Origin of the sequence: Marinobacter sp. M-5, assembly GCF_032911545.1 — a bacterium.
GTDB classification, from domain to species: domain Bacteria; phylum Pseudomonadota; class Gammaproteobacteria; order Pseudomonadales; family Oleiphilaceae; genus Marinobacter; species Marinobacter goseongensis.
In genome coordinates this window covers 1076016-1101481 of the sequence record NZ_JAWJEK010000001.1, presented here as the reverse complement: position 1 = coordinate 1101481, position 25466 = coordinate 1076016, and the positions used below count along the sequence as shown (strand labels likewise).

Annotated in this window: 22 protein-coding genes; 7 read left to right on the top strand and 15 right to left on the bottom strand. The window is 60.7% G+C overall.

Features of this window, described 5'->3' with window-relative positions:
- Nucleotides 1-46: 46 nt before the first annotated feature.
- From fliJ to R0125_RS04980, 11 genes are all read right to left on the bottom strand, one after another.
- The gene (gene fliJ / locus R0125_RS05030) at nucleotides 47-490 is read right to left on the bottom strand and encodes a flagellar export protein FliJ (RefSeq protein WP_248183934.1); all 444 of its coding nucleotides are present in this window, start codon (nucleotides 488-490) and stop codon (nucleotides 47-49) included.
- Complete coding sequence (gene fliI, locus R0125_RS05025) at nucleotides 490-1875, bottom strand: flagellar protein export ATPase FliI (RefSeq protein ID WP_317237385.1); 1386 nt, start codon at nucleotides 1873-1875, stop codon at nucleotides 490-492. Before fliI ends, fliJ begins: the two co-directional genes overlap by 1 nt.
- Complete coding sequence (locus R0125_RS05020) at nucleotides 1856-2731, bottom strand: flagellar assembly protein FliH (protein ID WP_317237384.1); 876 nt, start codon at nucleotides 2729-2731, stop codon at nucleotides 1856-1858. The genes fliI and R0125_RS05020 overlap by 20 nt, the downstream gene beginning before the upstream one ends.
- Nucleotides 2731-3783, bottom strand: a complete 1053-nt coding sequence (fliG, locus tag R0125_RS05015; protein WP_282448436.1) for a flagellar motor switch protein FliG — start codon at nucleotides 3781-3783, stop codon at nucleotides 2731-2733. The genes R0125_RS05020 and fliG overlap by 1 nt, the downstream gene beginning before the upstream one ends.
- Entirely contained in the window at nucleotides 3776-5467 is a 1692-nt protein-coding gene (gene fliF / locus R0125_RS05010; RefSeq protein WP_317237381.1) for a flagellar basal-body MS-ring/collar protein FliF, read from the bottom strand. The genes fliG and fliF overlap by 8 nt, the downstream gene beginning before the upstream one ends.
- Nucleotides 5468-5482: 15 nt before the next feature.
- Nucleotides 5483-5851 carry a flagellar hook-basal body complex protein FliE gene (fliE, locus tag R0125_RS05005; RefSeq protein ID WP_317237380.1) on the bottom strand — a complete coding sequence of 123 codons (369 nt, stop codon included), beginning with the start codon at nucleotides 5849-5851 and terminating at the stop codon, nucleotides 5483-5485.
- Nucleotides 5852-6076: 225 nt separating this feature from the next.
- Nucleotides 6077-7537 (bottom strand): sigma-54-dependent transcriptional regulator, encoded by a 1461-nt coding sequence (locus R0125_RS05000; RefSeq protein ID WP_248183925.1) that lies wholly within the window; start codon nucleotides 7535-7537, stop codon nucleotides 6077-6079.
- Between the two features lie 22 nt (nucleotides 7538-7559).
- Nucleotides 7560-8789 carry a sensor histidine kinase gene (locus R0125_RS04995; RefSeq protein WP_248183923.1) on the bottom strand — a complete coding sequence of 410 codons (1230 nt, stop codon included), beginning with the start codon at nucleotides 8787-8789 and terminating at the stop codon, nucleotides 7560-7562.
- A gap of 227 nt (nucleotides 8790-9016) precedes the next feature.
- Entirely contained in the window at nucleotides 9017-10471 is a 1455-nt protein-coding gene (locus R0125_RS04990; protein WP_317237379.1) for a sigma-54 dependent transcriptional regulator, read from the bottom strand.
- A 70-nt stretch (nucleotides 10472-10541) separates the two neighbouring features.
- Entirely contained in the window at nucleotides 10542-10871 is a 330-nt protein-coding gene (locus R0125_RS04985) for an SOS cell division inhibitor (protein WP_317237378.1), read from the bottom strand.
- A gap of 73 nt (nucleotides 10872-10944) precedes the next feature.
- Nucleotides 10945-12303 (bottom strand): DUF1329 domain-containing protein, encoded by a 1359-nt coding sequence (locus R0125_RS04980; protein WP_317237376.1) that lies wholly within the window; start codon nucleotides 12301-12303, stop codon nucleotides 10945-10947.
- A gap of 279 nt (nucleotides 12304-12582) precedes the next feature.
- Between R0125_RS04980 and R0125_RS04975 the strand changes: the two genes are divergently transcribed.
- Complete coding sequence (locus tag R0125_RS04975) at nucleotides 12583-13077, top strand: DUF6586 family protein (protein WP_317237375.1); 495 nt, start codon at nucleotides 12583-12585, stop codon at nucleotides 13075-13077.
- A gap of 45 nt (nucleotides 13078-13122) precedes the next feature.
- Nucleotides 13123-13383: a hypothetical protein gene (locus tag R0125_RS04970; RefSeq protein ID WP_248183916.1), complete on the top strand. Its 261-nt coding sequence runs from the start codon at nucleotides 13123-13125 to the stop codon at nucleotides 13381-13383.
- 19 nt (nucleotides 13384-13402) lie between these two features.
- On the opposite strand, the gene R0125_RS04965 is transcribed toward R0125_RS04970, so the two are convergent.
- Nucleotides 13403-13903, bottom strand: coding sequence for a cell division inhibitor SulA (locus tag R0125_RS04965; RefSeq protein WP_248183915.1), 501 nt, complete (start codon nucleotides 13901-13903; stop codon nucleotides 13403-13405).
- 33 nt (nucleotides 13904-13936) lie between these two features.
- Entirely contained in the window at nucleotides 13937-14545 is a 609-nt protein-coding gene (lexA, locus tag R0125_RS04960; RefSeq protein WP_248183913.1) for a transcriptional repressor LexA, read from the bottom strand.
- Nucleotides 14546-14707: 162 nt separating this feature from the next.
- Between lexA and R0125_RS04955 the strand changes: the two genes are divergently transcribed.
- From R0125_RS04955 to R0125_RS04945, 3 genes are read left to right on the top strand one after another with little or no spacing between them, the layout of a single operon-like run.
- On the top strand, nucleotides 14708-15712 hold the full coding sequence (locus tag R0125_RS04955; protein ID WP_248183912.1) for an amidoligase family protein: 1005 nt from the start codon (nucleotides 14708-14710) through the stop codon (nucleotides 15710-15712).
- A complete protein-coding gene (locus tag R0125_RS04950; protein ID WP_317237374.1) occupies nucleotides 15702-16439 on the top strand; it encodes a type 1 glutamine amidotransferase in 738 nt (245 codons plus the stop codon). The genes R0125_RS04955 and R0125_RS04950 overlap by 11 nt, the downstream gene beginning before the upstream one ends.
- 54 nt (nucleotides 16440-16493) lie before the next feature.
- Complete coding sequence (locus tag R0125_RS04945) at nucleotides 16494-17180, top strand: SIMPL domain-containing protein (protein ID WP_317237373.1); 687 nt, start codon at nucleotides 16494-16496, stop codon at nucleotides 17178-17180.
- Here R0125_RS04945 and R0125_RS04940 read toward each other — a convergent pair.
- Both R0125_RS04940 and R0125_RS04935 read right to left on the bottom strand, forming a co-directional pair.
- On the bottom strand, nucleotides 17177-20953 hold the full coding sequence (locus tag R0125_RS04940) for a translocation/assembly module TamB domain-containing protein (protein ID WP_317237372.1): 3777 nt from the start codon (nucleotides 20951-20953) through the stop codon (nucleotides 17177-17179). The two genes, R0125_RS04945 and R0125_RS04940, sit on opposite strands and share 4 nt — an antisense overlap.
- A complete protein-coding gene (locus R0125_RS04935) occupies nucleotides 20950-22662 on the bottom strand; it encodes an autotransporter assembly complex protein TamA (RefSeq protein WP_410797556.1) in 1713 nt (570 codons plus the stop codon). The genes R0125_RS04940 and R0125_RS04935 overlap by 4 nt, the downstream gene beginning before the upstream one ends.
- A 248-nt stretch (nucleotides 22663-22910) precedes the next feature.
- Between R0125_RS04935 and R0125_RS04930 the strand changes: the two genes are divergently transcribed.
- Entirely contained in the window at nucleotides 22911-24215 is a 1305-nt protein-coding gene (locus tag R0125_RS04930) for an acyl-CoA dehydrogenase family protein (RefSeq protein ID WP_317237371.1), read from the top strand.
- Between the two features lie 24 nt (nucleotides 24216-24239).
- Nucleotides 24240-25448 (top strand): acyl-CoA dehydrogenase family protein, encoded by a 1209-nt coding sequence (locus tag R0125_RS04925; protein ID WP_317237369.1) that lies wholly within the window; start codon nucleotides 24240-24242, stop codon nucleotides 25446-25448.
- Nucleotides 25449-25466: the final 18 nt, after the last annotated feature.

The following is a 25466-nucleotide window of genomic DNA, read 5'->3' as shown; positions in this document are numbered from 1 at the left end:
AGTGCCGATGATTTGCACCCGGCTCAAGCCGGCAATTCACGGGAAATTAGCGGCGGCGACGGGCGAACGCGCGCCCGGCGGCTTCATCGGACAGTTTCTGCTCTTTCAGGTCCTGCTCGCGCTGCTCCTGCTGGCGACAGGTCTCGATGTACTTTTCCATGCCGCGGCGGCGCTCCCAGGCCATCTGCCACTGCCGGCGCGCTTCATCAAACTTTTGCTGGAGCATATCCAGCTGTTTGTGCTGTTGCCGCAGCACCTGATCCAATTGCGAGATAAACGCCTGCCAGGCCTGCAGACGGGTCACCGATACCACGCCCTGCTGGTTGCTGCGGATCTGGTCGCGATACTCCTGTTGGTAACGGTTCAGGTCGTCGATCTGCTGCTGCTGGGCTTCAACCTGCTGGCGGGCTTCCCCGAGTTTTTCCAGGGCTTCCTGCTCCTTGCGCTCCTCAAGCGTTAACACCACGGCAAGCCGCCGGGAACGCAGCATTACTCAGATTCTCCGGTAACTTTTGGCACACCGGCTTTCAGGCGCTCAAGAGAGCGGCGCTCTGGCACCACCGCCAGCAACTGTTCAATGCTCTCCGCCAGTGGCGAACTCTCATTGAGCCCCTGCTGGAGGAACTGCCGCATGTTGCTGATGTGGGTCATGGCGAAATCGGTTTCCGAATCCGACCCTTTTACATAGGCGCCCACGCTGATCAGATCCCGGGCCTGCTGATAACGGGAGTAAACCTGTTTGAACCGCTGTGCCCGCGAGAAATGCTCCAGCTCGGTCACCTGGGGCATGACCCGGCTGATGGACGCTTCCACATCGATGGCCGGATAATGCCCCTCCTCGGCTAGTCGGCGGGACAACACAATGTGCCCATCGAGGATGGCTCGAGCAGCGTCAGCGATAGGGTCCTGCTGGTCATCGCCTTCGGTCAACACGGTGTAGAATGCCGTGATCGAGCCACCCCCGGGGCGGCCGTTCCCCGTGCGCTCGACCAACTGCGGCAGTTTGGCAAACACCGAGGGTGGGTAACCCTTGGTGGCCGGCGGTTCGCCCACCGCCAGCGCAATCTCCCGCTGAGCCTGGGCATAGCGGGTCAGGGAATCCATCAACAGCAGCACGCGTTTGCCCTGATCGCGGTAATATTCCGCGATACGGGTGGTCAGCATCGCCGCACGCAGGCGCATCAGCGGCGAGTCGTCCGCGGGCGCTGCCACCACCACGGAACGGGCCAGCCCCTCGTCGCCCAGAATATCCTCGATAAATTCTTTGACCTCACGGCCCCGCTCACCAATCAACCCGACCACGGTGACATCGGCGTCGGTAAACCGGGTCATCATGCCCAGCAGCATACTTTTACCCACACCACTGCCGGCAAACAGGCCGAGGCGCTGGCCCTGACCCACGGTCATCAGTGCATTGATAGCGCGAATGCCCACGTCCATGGACTGCCGCACCGGCGCCCGGTCCAACGGGTTGATAATATCACCGTGAATGGAGACCCGAGCCTCGGTTTGCAGCGGGCCCTTGCCGTCCAGCGGCTCGCCACTGCCGTCGACCACACGGCCCAGCATCTGCGGCCCCACCGGCACGCGGCTGGCGGCGGAAAGGGGCACCACCCTCGCACCCGGACGCAAGCCTTCGATGGCTGTCAAAGGCATGAGGTAGACCCGATCGTCCTCGAAGCCGACCACTTCGGCTTCCACGCTGCCGGTGCCCTGGCCCTGTATCACACAGCGATCGCCCACCACCATGGGGCACCCCACACATTCCAGGGTCAGACCCACCATGCGGGTCAGCCGTCCGGACAGCTCTGGCTCGGGTTCCTTGTTCAGGGAACCCTGCAACCGGTCGAGGCGATCAGCCAGGTTGCCGATCATCGTCCTCGCCCTCGTCCTTGGTACTGGAATCGCTAACGCTGTTGCCGAGCACATCCCGATGGAAATCCGTAAGGTCATCCATCATGACGTTGAGGCCCTCTCCGTCAGAAATCTCTTCGGTGTTCAACTGCTGATCCAGCATGCTTTGCACGGCTTTCTGGAAGCGTTTTTCCACGGTGAAATCCACCAGGCTATGGCGGGTTTCCAGCTTACAGCCACCGGGAAGAAGGGTGTCGTCCTCGACCACCGCGCTGGCGGCTTCGAATCGCTCCGCCACTTGCCTGACCCACTGGGCATCATCCGGGTGAACGTGGATGCGTACATTGTCACTGGTAGATGGCAGTGCGGCCATGGCCTTGCGCACCACCTGCTGAATCTGGGAGGAATCGATGGAAAGCTCACGGTAAACCACGGTGCGCGCCAGCACTGTGGTGAGGTTGATCAACGCCGTTTCCAGTTCGTCTTCGTGGCGGCGGATCGGTATCAACAGCTCGCCCATCAGGTGCTCAAGGCGGTCCATGCGGGATTCGGTTTCCTTGCGGGTTTCTTCCAGGCCGGCCGCCTCGCCTACCGCGCGGCCCTCGGCAAAACCGGCCTCATGGCCGTCCTTGTGGCCCTGCTCCCGACCTTCATTGAACCCGGCCTGATAACCGGCATCACGACCCTCGGCGTGGCCATCTTCCCGGGCGGCCTGGCGGATATCCTCAATATCCTGCGCGGTCAGTGGTTTGACGTCCCGCTCCTCCTCCCGTGCCACTTCGTTGCCACGGGCATCCAGCAGCGGCAACTCCCAACGCTCGTAAGCGGTGAGCTGCTCTTTGGGGATGCGGTTGAGGCTTTTCTCGCTGTCTTTCATCACATCATTTCTTCGCCAGCGCCACCGAGGGTGATTTCACCGGCTTCGGCCATACGGCGGGCAATGGTAATAATGTCTTTCTGGGCAGACTCCACTTCACTGACCCGGACCGGCCCCTTGGCTTCCAGGTCGTCCTGCAGCAGTTCGGCCGCTCGTTTCGACATGTTCTTGAAGATCTTGTCCTGTACACCTTCGTCGGCGCCTTTCAACGCAACAACCAGCACTTCCGAAGACACTTCGCGCAGCAGCGCCTGGATACCCCGATCGTCGATATCCCTCAGGTTATCGAAGACGAACATCAGATCCTCGATGGTGGACGCCAGATCCGGATCCATGTCCTTGATGGAGTCCATCAGCCCGCCTTCAACACTGCGATCCATGAAGTTCATGATATCCGCTGCTCGTTTGACACCACCAATCCGGCTGGTCTGGGCGGCCGAGCCGCCGGAGAACTGCTTCTCGAGGATGTTGTTGAGTTCCTGCAGCGCTTGCGGCTGGATACTCTCCAGAGACGCCACACGCATCATGACATCCAGACGCACCTTGTCATCCAGAGTGGCGAGGATCTCCGCCGCCTGATCCGGATCCAGATACGAGATGACAATGGCCTGAATCTGCGGGTGTTCGTACCGAATGATATCGCCGACCGCGCGGGGCTCCATCCATTTCAGAGTATCGAGACCGGTGGTGTTGCCGCCAATCAGAATACGGTCGATGAGGCTGGACGCCTTGTCGTCGCCCAGCGCCTGGGTCAGCATGCTGCGTATGTAGTCGTCGTTGCCGACGCCGAGGCCGGTCTGGCCACCGACGGCTTCCACAAACTGGTTGAGCACGAAGTTGACGTCGTCTTTGCTGACGTCACGCATCTGGGCCATGGCCACGCCGACGCGCTGCACCTCTTTGGGACCCATGTGCTTGAGCACTTCCGCCGCATCGGTTTCACCCAGCGACATCAGCAGTATGGCTGCCTGCTCCACCCGGGGAATCTTGCGTTGCGGTTTTTGCGGTGCCGTCTGGGCAACCTCCGCCGGACGATTGGTTTCTTCAGTCATCGACATTCACCCACTGGCGCATGACCTGAGCCACCCGGGCCGGGTCCTCGGCAATCAGGCCTTTCAGTGCATTCAACTGTCTATCATAGCTGTCCGTTGCCCCCGGCAACAGCAGTTCGTCCTGGGAGGACATGGCCTGGCGCAGTGCGTCGCCGCCTTCGATCTGGTTCAGGCCTCCATAGTTTTCCTCGTCACTGCTGTCGCGACGCTCGTTACGGCCACCACCGGACAGGCTCTTGAGCGTCGGGCGCAGCAGGCCCAGCACCAGCACCAGAATGACCAGCCCCGCCAGCACCTGCTTCATCAGGTCCCAGAACCAGGGCTGCGTCCAGAAACCCGGACTCTCGAATTCAATCTGCTCCTGGGCAGCAAAAGCCGTGTTCATCACTGTCACGCTGTCGCCCCGGGCGGCAGAATAGCCCACGGCATCCCGCACCAGCATATTGAGGCGCTGCAGCTCCTGCTCGGGCCAGGGCTCATAGCTGACTGCGCCGGTTTGCGGGTCAACCACCTTCATGTCATCGACCGCCAGTGCCACGGTCAGGCGTTTCACCCGGCCCAGCTCCTGGCGGATGTAACTGACCGTGCGATCCATTTCGTAATTACGGGTGGATTCACGGCGCACATTGACCGGTTGTGGCGCTGGCTGGCCATCCTCGCCTTCGACGTTTTCCGGCACCTGAGCCGCAGCCGGCGGCTGATTCGCCAAAGCGCCAGGAATGCCCCCTACCCCGCCCCCGGTGCGCTCTTCGCTCATTTCACGCTCACTGCGGATAGCCTGTTGTTCTGGGTTGAACAGCTCTTCCGCCTGTTCAACCGACGAGAAGTCCAGATCGGCTGTCACTTCCGCACGATAGCGACCGTCACCGACAATCGGACCGACCAGCGACGCGACTCGTCCGGTCAGGCGCTCTTCAACGCGGCTGGTATAGTCGTACTGATCTTTGATCTGCTGGCTGTTACTGTTGCCCTCGCGGCCGGTCAGCAGGCTGCCATTCTGGTCCACTACCGTCACGTTGTCTTTACTCATGCCGGGAATGCTGCCGGCCACCAGATTCACGATGGCGGCAATGTGTTCTTTCTCAGGCTTGCGCCCGGCGAAAACATCAAGAAACACAGATGCGGTGGGCGTGCGGGCATCGCGGACAAACACCGAACGCTCCGGAATGGCCAGGTGAACGCGCGCCGATCTGACACCACGCATAGCCGCAATGGTTCGCGCCAGTTCGCCCTCGAGACCACGGCGGAAACTGATCGTTTCCATGAATTGGGACGTGCCCAGCCCGCGATCCTGGTCCAGCAGCTCGTAGCCCATGGTCTTCTCATCGGTGACGCCCTCAGCAGCCAGTTTCAGACGGGCGTTGTAGACTTCATCCGATGGGACGAGCAGGGCCCCGGAGCGAGGGTCCATGCGGTAGGTGATACCGTTCTGATCGAGGATCGAGGTAATGTCTTGCGGGTTGTAACCGGACATGTCCCCCACCACGGGCTGATAGTTCGGTTCCTGCGCCCAGAGCACGACCGCCACACCCAGTGCAACGCTGGCCGCCAGGCCCACCATCAGACCAACCTGGCGCAGCAGATTAAGCCGATTGAAACCGAACAGCAGATCGCTGCGGCTTTCCGTGTTGTCGTTATCGGCGGTTGCCGGCATTTTGGCGGTTTCTGCAGGTACGCTGGCCATTGGGTTACTCCGCTATTACACCGGCATGTTCATGATGTCTTCGTAGGCCTGAACCACCCGGTTACGAACCTGGGTCAGGGCTTCGAAGGAGACTGACGCCTTTTGCGCGGCGATCATCACCCGAGTGATATCGACATTGGGATCGCCCATGTCGTAGGCCGTTCTCAGATCGCCAGAGGTCTGCTGAAGTTCGTTCACATTGCCCACTGCGCGGCTGAGCATATCCCCAAAGCTCGGGGTTTCGGGGCTCTTGTCGACTCGCTCGGGGCCGTCGATCCGACCACGGATGTTGTTATCCTGCTCAACACGCTGATTCTGCATCATCTGCGAACGCATGTTGCGGATTTCCGACAAAACACTGTTGATATCTGCACGCTCGACCATAACTGACTCCCCGGAGTGGTCTGACTGACAACCATCCATTGAACTCTGATTCTGTTAGTGGCTATAAAGCAAACACCAGGCCAACGAGGGAATAGTCTTTTCTTTCATTGCATTACGAGGGATTCAGGAAGGGAGGGATCCGCTGGTGACGGGGATTTGACAGAAAAAAAGGGCACCTTGGGGTGCCCTGAATCGTGCCTTTGCATTCTGTGTGAAGCAGTGGGGTCAAGCCATGGCCAGTTCGGAATCCAGGTCAATACCGGCATCCCGCATCTGGGCAAGCTTGTAACGAAGGGTCCGGGGACTGATACCGAGTTGCTCGGCTGCCCGGTTACGGCGGCCGCGCTCCTTCCTGAGCGTACTGATAATAATACGGAACTCCTGTTGCCTAAGATCATCCCCCAGTGACGCGGCACTGTCGGCGACGAGCGGGGATTGCCCGGTGGCATCCGGCTCCGGCATGCCCGCCCGGGACTCCGGCATCTCGGAAAGCGCGTTACGATCAGGCACCGGCGCGGCCGGGAACGAGGCAGGGCCGCGATCCACCCGCCCGGTAATCCCGAGCTCGAGGCACAGGTCGGCGTCATGTATCACGTTGCCCTGGTGCAGCACCAATGCCCGCTGAATGGCGTTATCCAATTCGCGCACGTTGCCCGGCCAGCCGTGACTCATCAACGCGGTGCGAGCGTCTGGCGCAAAGCTGATGCCGGTCAACTTCATCTTGCGACAGTGCTTTTTCAGCAAATAGCTGGCCAACGGCATGATGTCCAGCACCCGCTCCCGCAATGGCTGCCAGTGCATGGGAAACACCGTCAGCCGATAGTAGAGATCCTCGCGGAACTTGCCTTCGCGGACATAATCCCCGAGATCCCGGTTGGTGGTGGCCACCACGCGCACATCCAGGGAAATGGTTTTGCGCCCACCGACGCGCTCCACCTCACGTTCCTGCAACACCCGCAGCAACTTCGACTGCAGACCCAGGTCCATCTCGGAGATTTCATCCAGCAAAATGGTCCCGCCATTGGCCTGCTCGAACTTGCCCGGCGATGACGCCACCGCACCGGTGAAGGCGCCTTTTTCATGACCGAAGAGAATCGCTTCCAGCATGTTTTCGGGGATCGCGGCGCAGTTGATGGCCACAAAAGGTTGGTCGGCCCGTGGCGACTGCTGATGAATGTAGCGGGCGAGCACTTCCTTCCCGGTGCCACTTTCCCCCGAGATCATCACAGTGGAATCACTCCCCGCCACTTTCGCGGCCAGCTGGAACATACGTTTGCTGATGGGGTCTTCCGCCACCGGCTCATCGCTCAGTTTTGTGCGGACACCGCCCACCACTTTGGTGACCGCCTCCACCAAAACCTGGGGCTCGAACGGCTTGACCAGATAATCAATGGCACCGGATTGCATGGCAGACACCGCGTGGCTGATCTGGCCATAAGCGGTAATCAGCATCATTGGTAGCCCAGGGTACAGGCGCTGAACTTCCGCCAGCAGCTCGTGACCCGACAGGCCCGGCATGTTGACATCGCTGACCACCATATCCACGGAAGACTCCGCCAGGCGGGCGAGGGCCTGCTGCGCGTTCGCCGCTTCACACACCCGGAACTTTGCCAGTTCCAGCGTTGTCACCAGCGCTTCGCGCAGATCATGATCATCCTCAACTATCAGAATCCGGGCTTTGGCCATGGTTGCCTCCAATGACTGTTCGTTATTTTCCAACCAGCGGCAGGGTCAGTGTCGCCACTGCCCCCCCCTGCTGCGAAGATTCAATGGCAAACCGCCCCTGATGGGCTTTCACCACAGCCTGCACCACGGCGAGCCCCAGCCCGGTACCGTGAGACTTGGTGGTGTAAAACGCTTCCATCAGCTGACCGGACTGCGCTGCGTCGAACCCCGGGCCGTTGTCCACGACACGGATCACCAACTCGTTGCCGGCGGGGAATAGCTGGACCACCACCCGGGTGGCGCCGGCTTCAAGGCTGTTGTTCACCAGATTGGTACAGGCGCCCACGAGGGCGTCCCGATTGCACATCAGCCGACTGTCACTGACATGGCTGTCCAGCCGGACCTCAACCTCCGGCGCCAGTTTGAGGCCGTCCAGAGCGGAACCCACGGCGCTGGCCAGGGTCTCCGCGGAAAGCTCCTCCGCCAGGCGGGTTTCCCCGCGGGCGAAAATCAGCATGTCTCGCACCTGCTGCTCAAGATGGGTCAGCCGTGACATCAGCCGTGATACGCAGCGCTGGCGCATTTCTTCATCCAGGTCGTCCTGGCTGAGGTGGCCACCGTAGAGAATCGCCGCAGACAACGGTGTGCGAATCTGATGGGCCAGTGATGCCACCATCTTGCCCATGGCGGACAGACGCTGGGCATGGGCCAGCTGCGCCTGAAGGTGACGGGTTTCTGTCAAATCGGTGAGCAGGATCAACTGGCCCGGCTGGTTTTCCATGGTGCGGATTTCAATGCTGACCCGGCGCCCGTCTTTCAGGGACACCTCGTGACCGTCGTCCCGACGTGGCGCGAAACAGCGACGAATGACGTCCACCCAGCGCTCGTTGTCGAGGGGCTCGCCGAGCAGACCGATCGCGGCGGGGTTGGTCTGAGTCACCACGCCCTGTTTGTCCAGTACGACAACGCCGGCCGGCAGCGCGTTCAGCAGTGTTGAGAGTCGGTCCGCCAGCTGCTCTTTTTCTTCCAGCTCCTGCTGGCGCTGCAGCGATTCTGCCGTCAGTTCACCGGAAAGCTGATTCACGCGGGATTCAAGGGTGCGGTAGGAGTCGGTGATCTGCCGCGACATCTGGTTGAAGAGCTCCAGTGCCGTATCCACGGCTTCGTCGTCCTGCTGTGGAAACAGAGCGGTAACCTTGTCGTTCACATCCGCCGCCGCATTGGCCTGGGCCTGCTTGGCGGATGACTGCACAACAAAATGTAGCTGACTCATAAACGCGTCCCCTGACTCACCCGACCAACGGGTCAAACTCTTCGGATGGTTTGTTTGCAGGGACTTAAGCCAGCATCATGCCAACTCGGGTTTTTCTATATTTTTCAGAGGTCAGGAAAACATGGCGCTGGGGAAACGACGGTTTTATGTCGGTTTCCCCGGTCGGAAGCGGAGGTGGTTACGAAGGTTTGACGTAGGCGATGGGTCGTTATGTTACGGGAACAGGGTCAGGAGTCTTCGGACTCCTCTTCCTCCCGGAGCCCATACTTGCGCACCTTCTCCACCAGCGTGGTGCGGCGGATCCGCAATTTCTCGGCGGCACGGGCAACGACGCCACCGGCCTCATCAAGGGCCTGTTGAATCAACTGCTTTTCGAGGTTGGACAGATAATCCTTGAGATCCAGACCGTTCACCGGCAACAACGCCGGTGCATCCAACCCGACAAGACCGGGCACGCCGGATGGCATGCCGGAATCTTCGACCGGACGGTTTTCGTCGTAATCATCCACGTAGCGGAATTTTTTCGGAAGCTCCTGAACCCCGATCACACCATAGGGATGCATGATCGCCAGGCGCTCCACCAGATTTGCCAGCTCACGGACGTTTCCGGGCCAGTCATGGCGGCACAGACTCATGATCGCAGCGGAATTCATTCGCAGGGAGCCGCGCTTCTCTTTTTCCATACGGGAGATCAGTTCGTTGATCAGCAGGGGAATGTCTTCCACCCGCTCCCGCAAAGCCGGCATTTCGATGGGGAACACGTTCAGGCGGTAGTAGAGATCCTCGCGGAAATCACCACTGCCGATCATGTCTTCCAGATGTTTGTGAGTGGCCGCGATGATGCGCACGTCGGCGGACAGGGTCCGGTTGCTGCCGACTCGCTCGAACGTGCGCTCCTGCAGGACCCGCAGTATTTTGACCTGCATGTTCAGGGGCATGTCCCCGATTTCGTCGAGAAACAGGGTGCCGCCCTCTGCCATCTCGAAACGACCCACCCGGGCGGTAATGGCCCCGGTGAAGGCGCCTTTTTCGTGGCCGAACAGCTCGCTTTCCAGCAGCTCCCCCGGGATGGCGCCGCAGTTCACCGGAACGAAAGGTTTGTCCCGACGGGTGGAGTGGTAATGCAGGTTTCTGGCCACCACCTCCTTGCCGGTGCCCGATTCGCCGGTGATCAACACACTCACTTCCTTGTCAGCCACCTGCTGCATCAGTTGGCGAACCGACTGTACCCGACGGCTGGTGCCGACAAGGCTGCGGAATAGCTGCAGACCTCGTTGCTGGCCTCGCTCTTTGGAATGGATGAACTGATCCCGGAAAATCTGCGCCCGGTAGAGTGAATCCACGAACTTGGTGTAACTCAATGGCCAGGTCATACGGGCGATGATACGGGCCAGAACATCATCGGCAACGCCTTTCAGCGAAGGGTCGCCCACCATCAGCACCGGCACGCCCTGCAGTTTGCTGCAAACCTCGGAGACGGTTTGCTGGACACTCGCGTCCTCGCCGTCCAGCATCGCGACCGATACCGATGCCAACTCGGTCTCATCACCCGTGGCGAGCAGCGCTCTGGCTTCATCACCGGCAATAACCTGCTCTTCTCCGATGAACTCCAGAATGGTGACCATGTCGCGGCGGCGAGTGTCGTCCTCGCTCAGCACCAGCATTTTGTTATTCTTCGGCATCCCGTTACATCTCTGAGAGGATTTGAGCGATATTTAAGACTTTAAAAGCGTGAGAGTCAATTTTATGACGCTATTTGGTGCGGTTCGTTGAAACGTTTTGATACGCGCGTGCTGCGGTACGGTTACGGTTGACGCCCTTCAGCGCCTGACGGGCTTCATCGCGGGCTTCCGAGGCTCCCGCACTGGCAGCGTCGCAAAAAGTTTGCAGCCTGGCCAGACGTTCGCGGACCGGCTCGGCTTCCAGCTCGCCGGCCTCCAGTTGTGCCATAATCGGCTCAACGGTCACGCGCACGCGGCTGTTCAGCTCGGTGAGACGATCCCATTCCTGATCCTCAAGCGATTGCTCCAGGCCCTCGATCAACCGGTCCAGTGCTTGCATGTGCGTCGAAGTCTCAGCCATGGGGTGTATCTCCTGCGCCTGACGTAGGGCCAGATGAGCCGGGCAGGCGCCTCGCCCCTGCCCTTCTTGCCTGTTAACGACGCGCCGCCCGGCGGGCTGCGGAGGCCGTAAACTGGTTGCCACGGAAACCCGGCGCGAAATTGTATGCCGAGAATCCGTCATCAAGACCGTCGATGTAATAACGACCCGATTTCAGATCGTATGTCATTTCCATGGTAGTCCAGAACACCGGTTCGCTGTAGAAACTGATGTTATGGGCTTCCGATACGCGCCACAGGTTACCCTCTGCGTCGTATGCCTCTGACGCGAGAATCTGCCAGCTGTCCTCATCGACATAGAAGACCCGGCGGGAGTAGATGTGGCTGATGCCTGTACGCAGCCTTGCCTCCACAACCCACGCGCGATGCAGTTCGTAACGGGCCAGTTCCTGGTTGATGTGACCCGGGCGGATCACATCATCAGGACGAACCTCTTTCTCGTGCAGGCGGTACGCATTATAGGGCACAAACACTTCGCGCTTGCCCTTGAGCTCCCAGTCGTACTGGTTCGGCGCGCCATTGTACATATCCTTCTGATCCACCGACCGCAGAGAAGAAGAATTCGGCAGGTCGGTTTCGTAAGCCAAATTCGGCGAGCGACGCAGACGGCGTGAGCCGGCATCGTAACGCCAGGCCAACCGGGGGGAACGGATCTGATCGAGGGTTTCGTGGACCAGGGTAATGGTACCGGCCAGATTTGATGGCGCAATGGTGTCGGTCTTCAGGTAAAAGATCTTGTTATCAATATCGTCCAGATCGGCCCCACGGCGGCTGTACGCGAAGTAATAATTGTACTCGTTAACCACCGGGTTGTAGGAGCCATTTACCTGCGGAGTGGCAGATGCGCTGCGAAACGACAGCTCCTCGCCACGATAACGAAGAATGTGGTTCCAGATCACCTCCAGACCGCTTCCGGGAATCGGGAACGGGCTGGTCATGATGGTGTCGCGGACACCGTTGCCGTTATCCAGCAGCTCAGCGGACACTGCATTTTCCCGAAACTTGTCATACACATGCTCAGGGAAGGCCGCGGTACGACGTGTCTCATAAACCGGCATTAAGAAGTCAGGGCCGTACTGCTCAAGCATCTTGATATGCCCGGCCGTCAGCCTGTCGCGATAAAGATCAAGGTTCTCTGCAGTGATGATGAACAGCGGCGAGTCTTCGGGGAACGGGTCGGTTTCCACCTGCCCCGACTTCCAGTCAGCAGGCGGCGTTGTCAGCCCTCCGGTCCACTCGGGGATACTACCGGATGCATTCCCTGCTCTCTCGGCACCGACCGGAGTGAGTTCGTTGCCCAACCTCTGAGCTTCCGACTGCGTGACGGCGGCCGTCGCAGTGCCGGACATTCCCAACCATGCTAACGCTACACCTGTGACCACATGCTTACGCATATTTAACGTACCTCCCTTATGCCGTTGACCGCCCTGCCGCAAAAAAACAGTGCTCTCCGCTCGCGATTGCGAACCGCTGAAATCGCTCAAATCTCGTTCAGCGGGCGGCCTTTTTGCCAAATTCAAACGGGCGTTTCAAGTGAATGTTTGTAGTTTCTTGTTAAACCCGTGACGACCAACACAGGGGAGGAAATGCAACTGTAAATATGATAAGCTGATGAATTAATTTAATGGGCGCTTATTCCCGACTCGGCCGTCCATCTTTTTTGGCAGGTAATCATGGCGTCACAGTGGTATTCACTGGTTTCCCAAAAGCTGTTCATGGCCCGGGTGCTGTTACGGCAGGCTGACACCCCCTCCAGCGGGGAGGACGCCAGTGACGCCTTGCAGCGGGAAGCAGGTCTACAGGGCAGCATTGAGCTGACGCTGCGGGCAAGGCGCCTGTTACTGATCATGGTTGCGAAGCTGTACCAACAGAAGCAAAGCGATCCCGAAACGCTGGAGGCACTGGTCACTTTGCTTGGAGAGGACAACCCGGAAACCGCTGAGTTGCTGACTCTGGCGCGCAAAGGCGGCAGTTGGTGGAACCACCTGGATCAACTGGAGGCCGCGCAGGCCAAGCCACCGGCAACTCGAAAAACGGTCAGTGCGGAGAATATCATTGCGATATCCGCGGATTCCGGTCCTGACCGTTCTGCGGCTGCTCTGGGTAAAGTGCTCGACGCGTTGAAACAATTCGCCGATACCCTGGAAGAACGCCACAGCGAGTGGTAAATCGCGAGGCACCACAGGGTCGAATACAACTGAAAGGTTATGTGAATGTCACCATCTTTTTTCGAAATTGTACAACTGAGCGATGGCGATTATGCGTTGCGTCGCATTGACGACGATGCCGCACCACTGGTCCGCATTTCGTTTTCGTCAGAGGCCCGCGACATGATGGAAGATCGCGAAATGGCAGTTGCCAAAGCCATGATTGCGGCTGGCATTGAAGCGGTAGGCAATGTTGCGCACGATATTGACTGGGAAGACGACGACGCGGAAGCACAGGACGCGCAACCGTCCTACACCCTCCACTGAGTGAGATCCGCCAGCGCTCTCAGCGCTGGCGCAAAACCACCCCATGACTGTTGCCCTGAGCGGACGCCTTCTGTAGCGCTTCCAGACCTTCCCGGCCCAGCTTGCGGGTCCACATCACGACCGCATGACAGGTTCCGGCGCTGAGCGCCCGTTCCGCAAGATCCCGCGCCGGGTAATCCGGCGTTGAGCGCAACACCAGCAGCTCACCTGCTACGATGCCATGCATCTTCTGCCACTTGCTGACCAGCGCCTGAGGCGGATCGATCCATGCCAGCCAGCGCTTCTCCTGGTTCAACTGGGTCAGCATGGGCAACAGCAGCTGAAAATTCTCTACCTGACCCTCCGGCAGAATAATCTCAGTGACGTTACCTGTGACCGGCGCAGCAGGGTCGGCTCGCTTAGCTCTGGCGGAACCGGCCCGAACAACGGCTGACTTTCCCGACAGATGGCTGGCCGGCGCCTGAAAGCCGAATGCTGAGCCGGAATACGCCATATTCTGATTAAAGCTGAGTTGTTCCATGATGCGCCTCGTCTTCTGGTTGACCGTTGGAGATCAGTGCATATCCGAACGACGGATAACACCTACGCCAAGCCCTTCGATAAAGATCTCCTGCTCCCGCAGATCGACTTCAATCGGGACGAATTCTTCGTTTTCCGCAATCAGGAATACCTTGTTGCCCTCTTTCCTGAAGCGTTTCACCGTGACCTCTTCGCCAACACGAGCCACCACCACCTGACCGTTGTGAACGTCCTGCGTGCGATGAACCGCGAGCAGATCGCCATCCAGAATGCCGATGTCTTTCATGCTCATGCCTCTTACCCGCAACAGATAGTCCGCTGAGGGCGAGAAAAAGTCCGGCTTCAGGGTGCAATGGTCTTCGATGTGCTCCTGAGCCAGGATCGGGCTACCGGCCGCCACCTGACCAATCACCGGCAGGCCCAGGTCGGCTTCCGCCTCAGGCAACCGGATACCGCGGCTTGCGCCCGGAACCATCTCAATCGCGCCTTTGCGCGCCAGCGCCCTCAGATGCTCCTCGGCGGCGTTGGCTGAGCGGAACCCAAGTTCCGCGGCGATTTCCGCGCGGGTCGGCGGGTATCCGGTTTCATCCACGTAGCGCCGGATAATATCCAGTACCTGGCTTTGCCTTGCTGTCAGCTTCATGAGGTTGCCCCGTTTATCCTGTTTTTATATACAGTGAATTGACTATATACAGTGTTTTATCCAGTGTAAAGACTGCTTCCTGTATTTTTTGTCAGCAAGCCCCGGGCTCACCCTGTTGGGGTCTGTGTTAAGGTAACGGCAACCTATTGTGGAGGCACAGGAATGAGCGAATCACAGGCGTGCAGGATGCCGGACATACTGCGAACCGCATCCGGCGAAGAGCGGCGTGTCGGCGTCGAAATCGAACTGTCCGGACTGAGTTACGAGGACCTGGTCAGACTCTCGGAGAAACTGCTGTCCGGCGACGCACATGCTGCATCCCGGTATGTCGCCGAGCTGGAAACCGACTTGGGCAAATTCACCATCGAACTGGACTCCGATCCGATCAAGGATCTGGATCTCCAGGATGAGCGCCTGCCGGAGTCCGTGCGCGAACTCGGTGGCCAGGCCATGGACGTGATCGATGCGGCCGCGGAGAAGATCGTGCCCCTGGAGATCGTCAGCCCACCGCTGCCGTTTTCGACGCTCGAGCGCATCGAGACCCTGTGTGACGAACTGAGAAAAGCCGGCGCCCTGGGCAGCCGGGAAGCGCTGTACTATGCCTTCGGGCTGCAACTGAACCCGGAGCTGCCGGACCTGGAGGCGCCCACTCTGGTGCGTTACCTGCAGGCATTTGCCGTGCTCTACGAGTGGCTCAAAGGTCGTCATCAGGTGGACATCAGCCGCAAATTCACCAGCTACATTGAACCCTGGAGCAGCACCTACACTGACAAACTGCTTGAGGACGATTACGCTCCAGACGTCGAACAGCTGATGCGGGACTACCTGAAATACAACCCGACCCGCAACAAGGCTCTGGATCTGCTGCCATTGTTCGCGCACCTCGACAGCCGCTTGTTGGCGGAATTCGTTGAAGACGAACGCATCAAGAGCCGGCCGACCCTGCACTACCGCCTGCCCGATTGCGACATCGACAACCCGCAGTGGCATTTTTCTACGGTATGGAATGACTGGGTGGTGCTGGAGCAGCTGGCCAACAATGCCGCAGAGCTGGCGGAACTCAGGGAAGCGTTTCGAAACAGCCGCAAACTGAGCCTGCGCAACCTGACCCAAAGCTGGCCAGACACCTGCAACCAGTGGCTGCACGACCGGGGCTATGTCCGATAACGCCGTCGACAGCCCGGATTTCCCGGGCCTGACCATAGGAATCAGCGGGCCGGCGAGGCGCAGTCTCGCCCACCGGCTGATTAACCTGGGGCTGAAACTGCATGGCGCGAGAACCCATTACATCCGCCCGGGCTCAACGGTGGATGTCTCGATGCTCGACGGCCTGGTGCTGTCTGGCGGCACCCATGTGGCCCCGGAACTGTTCGGCCAACAGTCAACGGTAACCGCCCGCTATGATACCCGCCGGGACCAGACCGACCAGCGGCTTCTGGCCGACGCCCGCCAGCTGAAACTGCCCGTGCTGGGGATTTGCCGGGGCGCCCAGTTGATCAACGTTTTCCATGGCGGCTCGCTGTGCCAGAACGTGACACCGCTGCGGGTTCACACCCGGCATCGGCCACTGCTACTGCCCATGCAAAGGGTCAGACTGGTCCGGAACAGCCGTCTCGGCCGGTTGATGCACAGCCCCGCAATTGGCGCCAATCGTATCCATAGCCAGGCCATCATGCGGCTCGGCAAAGGCTTGCGGGTCGTGGCGGTAGACAACGACTGGTTTGTCCAGGCTATTGAAAATACCGGTGACCAGTGGCTGATGGGCGTTCAGTGGCACCCGGAATACCTGCTCTACCATGCCGGACACCGGCGCATTTTCAGCCACTTTGTTCACGCCGCCCGAGAGCGCAAGCTGATGAGGCTGAACGAGGCGGATGCCCGGACCCAGGCATAAAGCCCGGCTCCGGGACACGAAGACCAAGACCCAACACAGAACGGAGATCTGACGATGCTTGATGCCCTGAAGAAACACCTGGTGCCCGGCCTTGCGGTGGTTTTACTCCCCCTCGCCGCCCAGGCCGGCGAAGTGACCCTGACCGGAGAAGGCGCTGTCAAATACACCCCTGACAGTGCCCGAGTGCGGTTTACCGCCTCCGCGGAGGACAACCTGCCGGCCAACGCGTCTGACGAGGTCAACCGGATGATGGCCCAGTGGCGCAGTGCCATCGACGCCTATCGCGACCAGCTCGACGAGTACAACGATGCCGACCTGAATATGTACACCCGGATGATCCCGATGCAGGAGCGGGACCAGGAGCCGGAGAAACGGGCGGTGGCATCGCAGGCCGTCAGTTTCACCATTGACGATCTGGCGCTGCTGAACCCGTTGCTGGCCGAAGCCCAGAAGCTGGGCATGGATTACCACCTGGGTGCCGGCAACTTCTATCACTCGGATGAGAACGGCCTGCAGAAGCAGGCGCTGGCAAGGGCCATTGCCGATGCCCGATCTCGCTGCGACTTCGTGGCCGAAGAGCTGGACATGTCCTGTGGGGAGGTGGTCACCCTCAACATCAACGGCGGACATCACCCGATTCCGATGATGCGGGCGGAAGCAATGTCCGCTGGCGATGCAGTATCCAGCATCAGCGACCGGGAACTTCGCGCCAGCGTCAACGCCACCTTCAAGCTCGATTAGAAGTCCCGGGTGTAGAAAATGTCCAGCGATGCGGCCAGGCCACTGGCCGCTTCCAGATAGAAGTAGCGGCCCAGATCATAGCGCAAGGCGACAGTGGTGATGGGTTCAAATATCCCCACGCCGTAGCGCAGGCTCAATTTATCGGTGATATAGCCGCTGGCCACTACTGAAGCCTCGTCGCCAGCCCCCTCTGTTTCGAGCATCAGGTTTCGGATGCCCAATTCGTCCCCGATACCCTGGGTGAGCTTGTTGGCCTGAGTCAGCCCCAACGAAATAGCCGCCTGACTCATCTGCCCCTCTTCGCCCTGGCTCTGCGGCGCTCTCCCCAGAATCACATAAGACAACGCGTCGCTCTGGGGCATGGATGGCTCGGAAAACACCTCGGTTTCCGGCTCGCTAACTGGCCCACTCAGGCGGATACCCGCCACGACCGAATCCACCCGACGAACGGCTTCGATGTCGAGGTAGGGTTCAGTCAGGGATCCGACGAAAACAACCCGCGCCCGGCGCAGGTCCAACTCTTGGCCATAGGCTTCGTATCGGCCATCGACCAGTTTCAGCGAGCCGCGGGTGTCCATGTCATTGCCAATTCGCAGCGTGCCTTTCAGGTCACCGGTCACACCGAAGGCATCGAACGTCACCTTGTCATCACCAACCACAACGGTGATGTCCATGTTCAGAGCCTCAATCGCCCGTTCCTCCGGTTCGACGCCCACGATCACTTCGTCTTCGGACACCGACACCGCCTGCGGCGGCAATGCCTGCACCTCAATTTCGCCGCGGGGGACATCCACCCGCCCCGTCACTGACAGCGCGCCTTCCCGGAAGGCGATGGTGATGTCGGGCGCCACCTCTACCTGTGCGTAAGGATCGTAAGTGATCGGCAGGCGGTCGCCGGTAACGGTGACTTCAGCCGAGGGCTGGTTCTCCCAGTCAAAGGCGCCGGTGAGCCTCCCCTTCGCCCGGTCACTGCTGTTCCAGCGTCCGCTGAGGTCGGCCGAGTAGCCGTTCAGCTGCAGGGCAATCACCACATCGTTCAGAGGGAGCGGAATGGACGGGTCAACGAAGCGCCCGCCAGTAAGCGCCACTTCGCCGTTAACCGCCGGCCTCAGCAGGGGCCCGGATAACCGGCCTTCACCATTGAGTTCCCCCTCGAATTCTTCCAGCCCGGCAATCACTCCGGCAAGGGCAATGTCGAGACCGGCGAGGGAAAAGCGGCCGGTCACCGGCCGCGCTTCGGTCGTCGGATCCACGGAAAGGTCCAGATCAAACTGGCCGAGTTCGGGGCCCGCGAGATTCACGGTGACATCCGCCACTTCAGGTTTCATGGCGACGTTTACGGTGAACGTGTCGTGCCGGAGCGTCTCCCACTCCTCCAGTACCCGAACCTCGAAATCACCGGCACCGGCATCCACGGAGAAAGTGCCGTCCGGCCCCTGATCAGTCATGGTGAGATCAAGGGTTGCGTTCAGGGCGGCATCCCAGCGCAGGGTGTCCGGCAGCAACGGCGCCAACGCCGATGTCGGGAAGTTATCAATGCGGTAGGCCAGCGCCGGCTCCGGAAGCAGAGTCTGATCCTCGGCACAGATGGAACTGTCCTGCCAACGCCAGCACTGGCTACCCAGGGTCAGGGTTCCATTTTCCCGGTACGCCATCTCCGCCGGCTGATCCAGCGACCAGGTCTGGGACGCGCCGGGCAAGTCAATCCTCCCCTGCTCGATCGCGCCCTGCCAGCTCTTCCACGCGTCCCCGGCAACGCCGGCCAGCGCCATGGTCAGCTCTGCTTCGTCATGCAATGCGGACAACGTTAACCGGTGGCTCTGTCGAGTTCCGTTCAATTCCAGCTCCAGCCCAGCGAGGCTCTGCTCACCAGAGCGAATCTCCTGCGCTCGCGCCGACGCCGCAATCCGGCGTCCACCCGGGAGACTGGCATCCACCGCCACCTGTGACACCGCCGCCGCATCCTGCCAGACCAGATCCGAGCCGCGCAGGCTCAGGGTTCCCTCGGGATCATCAGGGGTGCCGCCGGTCACCGTCAACGTGGCGGCCAGCTCCCCCGCCAGGCCCGGCACCAGAATACCCGGATCCGGCAGGTTGATCTGCAGATCCCCCGCCAGCGTTTCGCCCCAGCGCCCGCTGCCGTTGACGCGGTTGTCCCCCAGCTCGCCGACCAGCTCCGAGACAATCCAGGTGCCGGCGGCCAACTCCAGCTGCCCCCGGGTTTTCGCTGGCTCGTTCTGCCATTGCCCGACGATATCCCAGTCGGCGGTCATGTCCGGCTGACCCTCCGCGCTCAGACGCCCCTGGCTGCTGACTTTCCCGTCAAGTCGGGCCTCCAGTGCCGGCACCCAGTAGCCGGGATTGAACTCGTCGAGCGTGATACCGGCGTCCCAACTCAACTGATCGGCGAAACCGATCTCCGCCTTGCCGCGAAGCTCGCCGGCCCCGGTACTGACCAGCAGCTCGGTCAGGGAAACCGATTCCAGGTCGCCGGCCAGCGCGGTATCCAGTTCTGCATCGCCATAGGGCCCGGTCACTGCGGCCTCAAGCTGCGCATTGTAACGACCGTCCCGGTATTCGAGATCGCCCTGCAGTTGGCGCAGAGTGACCGGAGGCTGCGCCATGTCGGGCAGCAGCGTGTGCCAGGGGAAAGCTGCCAGGGCGACCGACAGCTCAGCGTTCAGAGCCTCCTGCCAGCTCACATCGCCGGTCAGCGCCAGCGTGCCCGGTTGTGGGCCGTCCTGCGGGCCGGTCAGTTGCAGGCTGACATCCGATGCGCCAGCGGTGGTCACAAGCCCCTGCAGTGACACCGTGACCGGACCGGCGGTGCCCGGGAGTACCGCGTTTGAACGGGTTGCGAAGCCCTTTTCCAGGCTGCCGTCCAGCGCCAACCGCCAGTCTTTCAGAGTGAGTGTCGGTGGCAAGGCGTCCAGCGCCAGGAACGACGGGGATTCCAGTTCAAGCTGCAGGGGCAAACGCTTGTCCAGCGGCGCAGCCCGGCCCCGCAACGACGCCTCCAGGTACCCACGGCTGCGAGCCGAAAGCCTGAGGTCCTCGGCACTGCCGGTGAGATTCAACGCAATCTGCCAGGCGTCGCCCCGGGGTGGCGGCAGAGACACGTCCACATCGAGGTCAAGTGGCCAGCCGCCCCGGGTTTCCAGACGCCCGGACGCACCCACCGCAATCTCGTCGAGGCGGTAACGGGCGTGCTCCAGAGTCCAGTCCGCCCCGGATCCTCCGGCTTTGAGTTCCAAACTGTCCCACACCTTGCTGCCATCCAGCGTGAAGCGGCCCAGCTGGACATCACCAATGCGCACGCCCACAGGCAGATTGACGACGGGCAGGCTGATATCCCCGCCCGGCTCCTCCGGCTCGCCAGAGGGCTGCAGTGTCAGATCGATGGTTTGCGCATGCAGCGTGTCGAGGCACAGCTCCTTACTCAGCAGACATCCGGGCGACCAGTCCACCACCACTGCTTGCAATCGCACCCCGGTGCCGTATCCCTGCCAGATCACCGACTCGGCCTGCCAGTAGCCGAACAATGAACCGCGGTCGCCCTCAACGGTCAGGCCAGGCACCTGGTCAATGGCCCAGGCGGTGCCGGTTTCCGAACGCAGCACCAACAATAGCGCAGCCACCAGTGCCAGCGGCAACAGCAGCGCCAGCAGCAGAATCACCAACAGCCAGAACCGCCAGCTCCGGCGTGGCGTGCCGGCGTGCGCGGTCGGCTCAGCGGGAGCGGCCGTTGCCTTGTCGCGGTTGTCGTCCGTCACAGCTCTGGCCCCATGGAAAAGTGAATTCGCCAGTCGCCACCAAACTCGTCATCCAGCCCATGGGCAATGTCGAAGCGGATTGGGCCGACCGGACTCACCCAGCGGATCCCGATACCCGCGCCGCTGGCACGGGGGTCCAGCAAGTCGTTCATGGCGTTGCCTTCATCATAAAATGCCGCCATGCGCCAATTCGTGACAAATTCATACTGGTACTCGACGCTGCCCACCAACAGATAGCGTCCACCAATCGCCGCACCATTTTCGTCCTTCGGCGACAGAGTTTCGTACCCGTAGCCACGCACGCTCTGGTCGCCGCCGGCGAAAAATCGCAGGGAGGGCGGCACATCGTCAAACTGGTTGGTCGCAACGCCACCGAACTGGAAACGCGTCAGAAACCGATGTCGGTCCGCGAGGGTATACAGCCCGCGCGCAAGAAAATTCACGTGCAGGATGTCCACATCGGAGAGCGCTGCTCGATGAGAGCCCCTGACGTCCGCCTGCACCCGATACCCCCGGGACGGATCGAGGGGCGAATTAGCGTGGAGTTTGGAATACCCCAGCCCTGGCAGCAAGAGACTGCTGGTTTTACGATCATCCTCACCGATGCGGAAGCGCTCACCTTCCCAACCCAGGGAGGCCACTTGAAGCCATCCGGAGTCGAGCTGATGCTTCCACTGCTGTCCCAGTGTCAATAATTCGGACTCCACATCCTCGATGTCTTCTCGCTGATATCCCGCACCGAAGCGAATAGAGTCCGTCATGGGTGGGTCGAGTGGCAACTCATAGTAGGTACTGAGGTTCTGGCGTGGTTCGGACACCTCCATGTCCGCCCCACGACGGTGCCCCATCCGATTGATCCAGTGCTCCCGCCAGTTAGCACTGAAGCGAGGCCCCACATCGGTCGAGAAACCGACGCCGGTCGCGACCGACCTCGGTGGGCGCGTGGTCAAACCAACGTCAACGGGAATCACACCGTTGTCTGCATTGGTTGGGGACGCATCAATATCCACGCCGGAAAAATAGCCGCTGTCAGACAGGTCCCGGTTCAGCTTTGCGACCTCATCTGCATGGAACAGTTGCCCGGGCTCGATGGTGACAAACTGTTCAAGCAGGCTGTTTTCGAACCCGTGCCCCTCCTCGAAGGTCACTTTTCCGAAGCGGTATCGCTCCCCGCTACGAAAGTTAATGATGATATCGGCGCTGCGCTGCTCGGGATTGACCTCGAGTGTACGACTGACAAACTCACCGTCAAAGTAGCCCAGCCGGCGGGCTCGGTTCTGAATGGACTGACGCAGGCTGCTGTACTGGCCGTGATCCAGCACATCGCCTTCCGTGGGGGTGTCTGGAATGGCGCTCAGGAAGCTGTCGTCCGCCGATGCTGGCCCTTCAATCCGTACGACCCTTGAACGGACGCGCACCGGCTCACCCGGAATCACCTTGAGCGTCAGTAACGCAGGCTCGTCGCTGTCACCTTCGGACACCGTCCAATCAACGACCGGGCTGTAATAGCCCAAAGCTTTGAGTGCCTGCTTTACCTGTTTCTCTGCCGTGCGTGCGTAGCGCCTCAGGTTATCCGCGCTGCGGTCTTCGACCACCCCCAGAAACACCTCGGCGTTTTCCTGGAGCTGCGGGTAATCACCCTCCACTTCCACGCTCACCTGATTGGCCCACAGCTGGCATGGCACCATCAAAAGCAGGGTGATCAACACATGAATGCCGGGAGGGAGGCGGTGTCTGGAGAGGAGTAGCATCCGAATATGAATCGTCTTTGTTATAGGGAGAATTCAAGGCTGCGCGGGAGTTTACCGGATTGACCAGACCGACCACTACCCACGCTCCTTATGCCAATGGCTGACAGACGCAACGCGCCCATGATCAACCCTGATCAATTTCAACAACAACCAGTCTGATAGTAACAGGCGCGCCGGGTTCCCGCCGCCTTCAAAGGAGACCCACAATGACCAGGGATCCCATCGGTATGGCACTGGCCATGATGAATCGCCTTGCCGCCAACCCCTTACTGGACCGTTTCGGGCTGCGCACAGCCACTGAAAAAACAGCCTACCACGGTACCCGCATCGGATTTCGCACTCTGGCGCTGGCCGGGCGGGAGTTCAAGCGGGTGTCGAACTGGCTGCCCCGCAAAAGATTACCCGGAAAACCCGCACCGATACTGTTTGACCTTACGCTGGATGAAGACCAACAGATGATCGTGGACAGCCTCCAGCGACTGGCGCGGGACACCCTGCGCCCGGCCGCCGCAGGGGCTGACGAAGCCGGCGCCATGCCGGCGGATGTGTTTGACACCACCACCGAGCTTGGCCTGGCCCTGTACGCCGTGCCCGCGGAGTTCGGGGGCGTGGCCGAAACACAATCACCGGTGACCAGCGTGCTGATCGCCGAACAACTGGCGTGGGGCGATATGGGCCTGGCCGTGGCGTTGCTGGCGCCGTTCAGCGTGGCCCAGGCCATCACCCGCTGGGGCACCGGTGAACAGCAGTCCCGGTACCTGCCCGCGTTCTGCGAACCCGAACCCCCGGTAGCCACCATTGCCATGGACGAGCCAAGGGCGCTGTTTGATCCCCTGACGCTGAGCACTCGCGCCGACACCACGCCCAATGGCTATCGACTCAATGGCCAGAAAAACGGCGTGATCCTGGGCGCCCAGAGCGATCTGATGCTGGTCTCCGCCAGCCTGAATGGCCGCCCACGACTGTTTATCATCGAAAGCGGCACCCCGGGACTGATCTGCGAGGCGGATCCCGCCATGGGCCTGCGGGCCGCGCAACCGGCCACCATTACCCTGAAAGATGTCAACGTGCTCACCGATGCCCTGCTGGGTGACGACGACTTCGATTACCAGGCCTTTCTGGACATGGGAGCCCTGCTGCGCTGCGGGCTGGCAATCGGCACCGCCCAGGCGGTAGTGGATTACGTCATCCCCTACTGCAATGAGCGGGAAGCCTTTGGAGAGCCCATCAGCCATCGACAATCCGTGGCGTTCATGATCAGCAATCTGGCCATCGAAACCGAGAGCATGCGCATGCTGACCTGGCGCGCGGCCAGCCGGGCAGAGACGAACCAGACCTTTCACCGGGAAGCCTGCCTCGCCAGGCTACTGTGCAATGAGAAGGCCATGGAAATTGGTACCAACGGAGTTCAGCTGCTGGGTGGCCATGGCTTTGTAAAAGAACATCCGGTTGAACGCTGGTACCGCGATCTGCGGTCTGTGGCCACTCACACCGGCGGCGTCCACGCCTGAGCCTGAGCAAATCTGGAGCACCCCATGTATCTGGAAATACCGAAAAAATTTTCCCCCATTGTGAATCAGGCACGCCAGGTGGCGCAGGAAGTCTTCCGCCCCATCTCCCGCAAATACGACCGCGCGGAACACGCCTATCCCAAAGAACTGGATATGTTTGCCTCCATCATGGACGGCATGAACGACGGTGCACCCGACGGCGGTGCCGGCGCCGGCAAGCTCGCCCGCTCCGGCGGCAATGGCGCCCCGGGCAATCGTAACGGCACCAACATGAAAACCGTGCTGGGGCTGACCGAACTGTGCTGGGGCGATGTCGGTCTCGCCCTGTCCATCCCCCGTCAGGGGCTCGGCAATTCCGCCATCGCGGCAGTGGCCAACGAAGAACAGCTGGCGCGCCTGGGAGACACCTGGGCCGCGATGGCCATTACCGAGCCAGGGGCCGGTTCCGACTCCGCGGCCATTCACACCACCGCAAGAGAAGACGGCGACCATTACGTGATCAACGGCGAGAAAATCTACGTCACAGCCGGCGAGCGTGCCAACGCCGTGGTGGTGTGGGCCAGTCTGGACCGCAACAAGGGTAAGGCCGCCATCAAGTCCTTCGTGGTGGAGAAAGGCACACCGGGCATGACCCTGGAGCGACTCGAGAAAAAACTCGGCATCCGCGCCTCCGACACCGCCGCCATCCGCTTCGAGAACTGCCGGGTGCCCAAGGAGAATCTGCTGGGGGATCCGGAGATCAGCGTCAACAAGGGCTTCGCGGGGGCCATGCAAACGTTCGACAACACCCGCCCGGTGGTCGCTGGCATGGCCATCGGGGTGGCCCGCGCAGCGCTGGAACGCACCCGCCAGATCATCGCGGAGTCCGGAATTGATCTGGACTATCACACCCAGACCTGGACCCAGCCGGCGGTCAGCCGGGAGCTGCAACTGCTGGAGGCGGAGCTCGAGGCCGCCAGGCTGCTGACCCTGAAAGCCGCGTGGATGGCTGACAACGGCCTGCCCAACTCGAAAGAGGCCTCCATGGCCAAGGCCAAGGCCGGGCGGGTGGGTAACACCATTACCCTGCGCTGCGTGGAGCTGTGCGGCAGCCTGGGCTACGGCGAAACCGAGCTGATCGAGAAGTGGGCGCGGGATTCCAAAATTCTGGATATTTTCGAGGGCACCCAGCAGATTCAGTTGCTGATCATTGCCCGGCGCCTACTCGGGAAGTCGTCGGCCGAGCTCAAATGAGCTAACCTGTGAGAAAAT

What these genes read in the sequence shown, in the direction of transcription:
- fliJ (WP_248183934.1), bottom strand. Translation starts at nt 490, where the DNA reads ATGCTGCGTTCCCGGCGGCTTGCCGTGGTGTTAACGCTTGAGGAGCGC.
- fliI (WP_317237385.1), bottom strand. Translation starts at nt 1,875, where the DNA reads ATGATCGGCAACCTGGCTGATCGCCTCGACCGGTTGCAGGGTTCCCTG.
- R0125_RS05020 (WP_317237384.1), bottom strand. Translation starts at nt 2,731, where the DNA reads ATGAAAGACAGCGAGAAAAGCCTCAACCGCATCCCCAAAGAGCAGCTC.
- fliG (WP_282448436.1), bottom strand. Translation starts at nt 3,783, where the DNA reads ATGACTGAAGAAACCAATCGTCCGGCGGAGGTTGCCCAGACGGCACCG.
- fliF (WP_317237381.1), bottom strand. Translation starts at nt 5,467, where the DNA reads ATGGCCAGCGTACCTGCAGAAACCGCCAAAATGCCGGCAACCGCCGAT.
- fliE (WP_317237380.1), bottom strand. Translation starts at nt 5,851, where the DNA reads ATGGTCGAGCGTGCAGATATCAACAGTGTTTTGTCGGAAATCCGCAAC.
- R0125_RS05000 (WP_248183925.1), bottom strand. Translation starts at nt 7,537, where the DNA reads ATGGCCAAAGCCCGGATTCTGATAGTTGAGGATGATCATGATCTGCGC.
- R0125_RS04995 (WP_248183923.1), bottom strand. Translation starts at nt 8,789, where the DNA reads ATGAGTCAGCTACATTTTGTTGTGCAGTCATCCGCCAAGCAGGCCCAG.
- R0125_RS04990 (WP_317237379.1), bottom strand. Translation starts at nt 10,471, where the DNA reads ATGCCGAAGAATAACAAAATGCTGGTGCTGAGCGAGGACGACACTCGC.
- R0125_RS04985 (WP_317237378.1), bottom strand. Translation starts at nt 10,871, where the DNA reads ATGGCTGAGACTTCGACGCACATGCAAGCACTGGACCGGTTGATCGAG.
- R0125_RS04980 (WP_317237376.1), bottom strand. Translation starts at nt 12,303, where the DNA reads ATGCGTAAGCATGTGGTCACAGGTGTAGCGTTAGCATGGTTGGGAATG.
- R0125_RS04975 (WP_317237375.1), top strand. Translation starts at nt 12,583, where the DNA reads ATGGCGTCACAGTGGTATTCACTGGTTTCCCAAAAGCTGTTCATGGCC.
- R0125_RS04970 (WP_248183916.1), top strand. Translation starts at nt 13,123, where the DNA reads ATGTCACCATCTTTTTTCGAAATTGTACAACTGAGCGATGGCGATTAT.
- R0125_RS04965 (WP_248183915.1), bottom strand. Translation starts at nt 13,903, where the DNA reads ATGGAACAACTCAGCTTTAATCAGAATATGGCGTATTCCGGCTCAGCA.
- lexA (WP_248183913.1), bottom strand. Translation starts at nt 14,545, where the DNA reads ATGAAGCTGACAGCAAGGCAAAGCCAGGTACTGGATATTATCCGGCGC.
- R0125_RS04955 (WP_248183912.1), top strand. Translation starts at nt 14,708, where the DNA reads ATGAGCGAATCACAGGCGTGCAGGATGCCGGACATACTGCGAACCGCA.
- R0125_RS04950 (WP_317237374.1), top strand. Translation starts at nt 15,702, where the DNA reads ATGTCCGATAACGCCGTCGACAGCCCGGATTTCCCGGGCCTGACCATA.
- R0125_RS04945 (WP_317237373.1), top strand. Translation starts at nt 16,494, where the DNA reads ATGCTTGATGCCCTGAAGAAACACCTGGTGCCCGGCCTTGCGGTGGTT.
- R0125_RS04930 (WP_317237371.1), top strand. Translation starts at nt 22,911, where the DNA reads ATGACCAGGGATCCCATCGGTATGGCACTGGCCATGATGAATCGCCTT.
- R0125_RS04925 (WP_317237369.1), top strand. Translation starts at nt 24,240, where the DNA reads ATGTATCTGGAAATACCGAAAAAATTTTCCCCCATTGTGAATCAGGCA.